Below are 1,963 nucleotides of genomic sequence, written 5' to 3'. Positions count from 1 at the left end.
CTAACTCCAATTCAAGTATGAGTTACGATCGCAGTTCCTCATCAATGAGTTAAAGGACTGCAACCCTTTTTAAATTCCTCATTTCAATCTGACTTAATAAATATCAATTAGCGGGAGACCAAAACCATGTGTACTCAAGATGAAGCCAGGGCGCTAATGATGCGTCATCATCATAACATCAAGAACCGTCAGCAATCTATGCTCAACCGTTCGGCGCAGGAAGTAGGTATCGATGTTGGGGATTATTATAGCACGATTCAAGGCAAACCCCATTCCGACTCACGGGATAACTACGATCGCTCCCGAGCTTCGATGAGTTAAAATTTCAACACCACGAAAAATTGAAAAATCTTTGTCCCCACCCCCACCTAGCCGTCTTCAGGTGGGGGATAGTTAATTATCCATGAATTTGTTTGTGCAAATCCCCACTGTAGCAATCCCGCTGGGTGGGGATTTTCAATTAAAACTTGGTATAATGCCTTCTGCTCAAGAGTAGATGCTAGAAGGCGAAACCTATGTCAGAGTGGCAAAAGATTGATGGTGGCATCACCGCACCCAAGGGATATAAAGCCAGTGGAATCACCGCCGGGCTCAAACCTTCTGGAGCGCCAGACTTAGCGTTGATTATATCAGATGTAGAGGCGATCGCAGCGGGGGTATTTACGACATCTCAAGTGCGCGCCGCCTGTGTAGATTATTGTCGGCAAAAGTTAGAAGCGAAACCCAGTGTGCGGGCGATTTTATGTAATTCCGGTCAAGCCAACGCCGGGACAGGACAGCAGGGGTGGGAAGATGCCCAAGATAGTGCGAAAGCCTTGGCGGCGGCGTTAAATATTGATCCAGATTCGATTTTACTAGCTTCCACCGGAGTCATCGGTAAACGGATTAAAATGGAGGAACTCATAGCAGCCATTCCCCAATTAGTGTCTGAGGTTTCCGAAAACGGCGGGACAGCGGCAGCCGGGGCAATTATGACGACGGATTTGGTGATGAAATCCATTGCTTTAGAAACTCAATTTGGCGATCGCCCGGTGCGGATTGGTGGCATTGCCAAAGGTTCGGGGATGATTCATCCTAATATGGCAACAATGCTGGCTTTTGTCACCTGTGATGCTGCGGTTTCTCCTCCTCTGTGGCAAGAAATGCTGACTAGGGCTGCCAATCGTAGTTTTAATCAAATTACAGTTGATGGGGATACTAGCACCAACGACACGCTGATTGCTTTAGCTAATGGTCAGTCCCGCACTCCGGCAATTACTGGACCCGGACCTGATGCTGATAAATTAGAAGCGATGCTGACAGCAGTTTGTGAACATTTAGCTAAGGCGATCGCCAGAGATGGAGAAGGGGCTACCTGTTTAATTGAAGTGCAGGTAACTGGCGCACCCACAGAAGCAGCGGCGGCTATGGTTGCTAAAACTATTGTTGGGTCTTCTTTATTAAAGGCGGCGATTTTCGGTTGTGACCCTAATTGGGGAAGAATTGCGGCTGCAGCCGGACGGGCTGGGGTTCGTTTTGACCAGGATAAGTTAGAGATTTCCTTGGGTGAGTTTCAACTGATGAAAAATGGTCAGCCTTTAGCTTTTGATGCAGCTGCGGCCAGTAATTATTTAAAACTGGCTAAAACTGCGGCTTATCTTCAGGAAGATACAGTGTTAATCAAGGTTAAAATTGGTGATGAGCCAGGAAGTAGTAAGGCTTGGGGATGTGACCTTAGCTATGATTATGTGAAAATTAATGCAGAATACACTACTTAATTGGTCTTGACCTGATCAACCCGGTTGCTCACAGAAACCGGGTTGATTGTTCCGACAAATATCAACTATTCGCGCTCACAGGGTTTCTGGATCGATACCCAATTCCCGGAGTTTCGCCAAGGCGCGATCGCGTTCTTGTTTTGCCTTATCCCGTTCTTGTTGTGCCTCATTGCGTTCTTGTTGTGCGCGATCGCGTTCATCAAACA

At 47.1% G+C, this 1,963-nt stretch carries 2 protein-coding genes; both read left to right on the top strand.

All coding sequences use genetic code 11. The features are described 5' to 3' along the window. The first annotated feature begins 126 nt into the window (after nucleotides 1–126). Entirely contained in the window at nucleotides 127–321 is a 195-nt protein-coding gene (locus P5683_RS11380) for a hypothetical protein (RefSeq protein WP_006668916.1), read from the top strand. Between the two features lie 194 nt (nucleotides 322–515). Further along, nucleotides 516–1,757: a bifunctional ornithine acetyltransferase/N-acetylglutamate synthase gene (argJ, locus tag P5683_RS11375; RefSeq protein WP_006622841.1), complete on the top strand. Its 1,242-nt coding sequence runs from the start codon at nucleotides 516–518 to the stop codon at nucleotides 1,755–1,757. Nucleotides 1,758–1,963: the final 206 nt, after the last annotated feature.

This window comes from Limnospira sp. PMC 1279.21, from assembly GCF_032349615.1.
Lineage (GTDB): Bacteria > Cyanobacteriota > Cyanobacteriia > Cyanobacteriales > Microcoleaceae > Limnospira > Limnospira fusiformis.
Note: the sequence above shows the minus strand (reverse complement) of the source record. Positions and strands in the feature narration are given on the sequence as shown.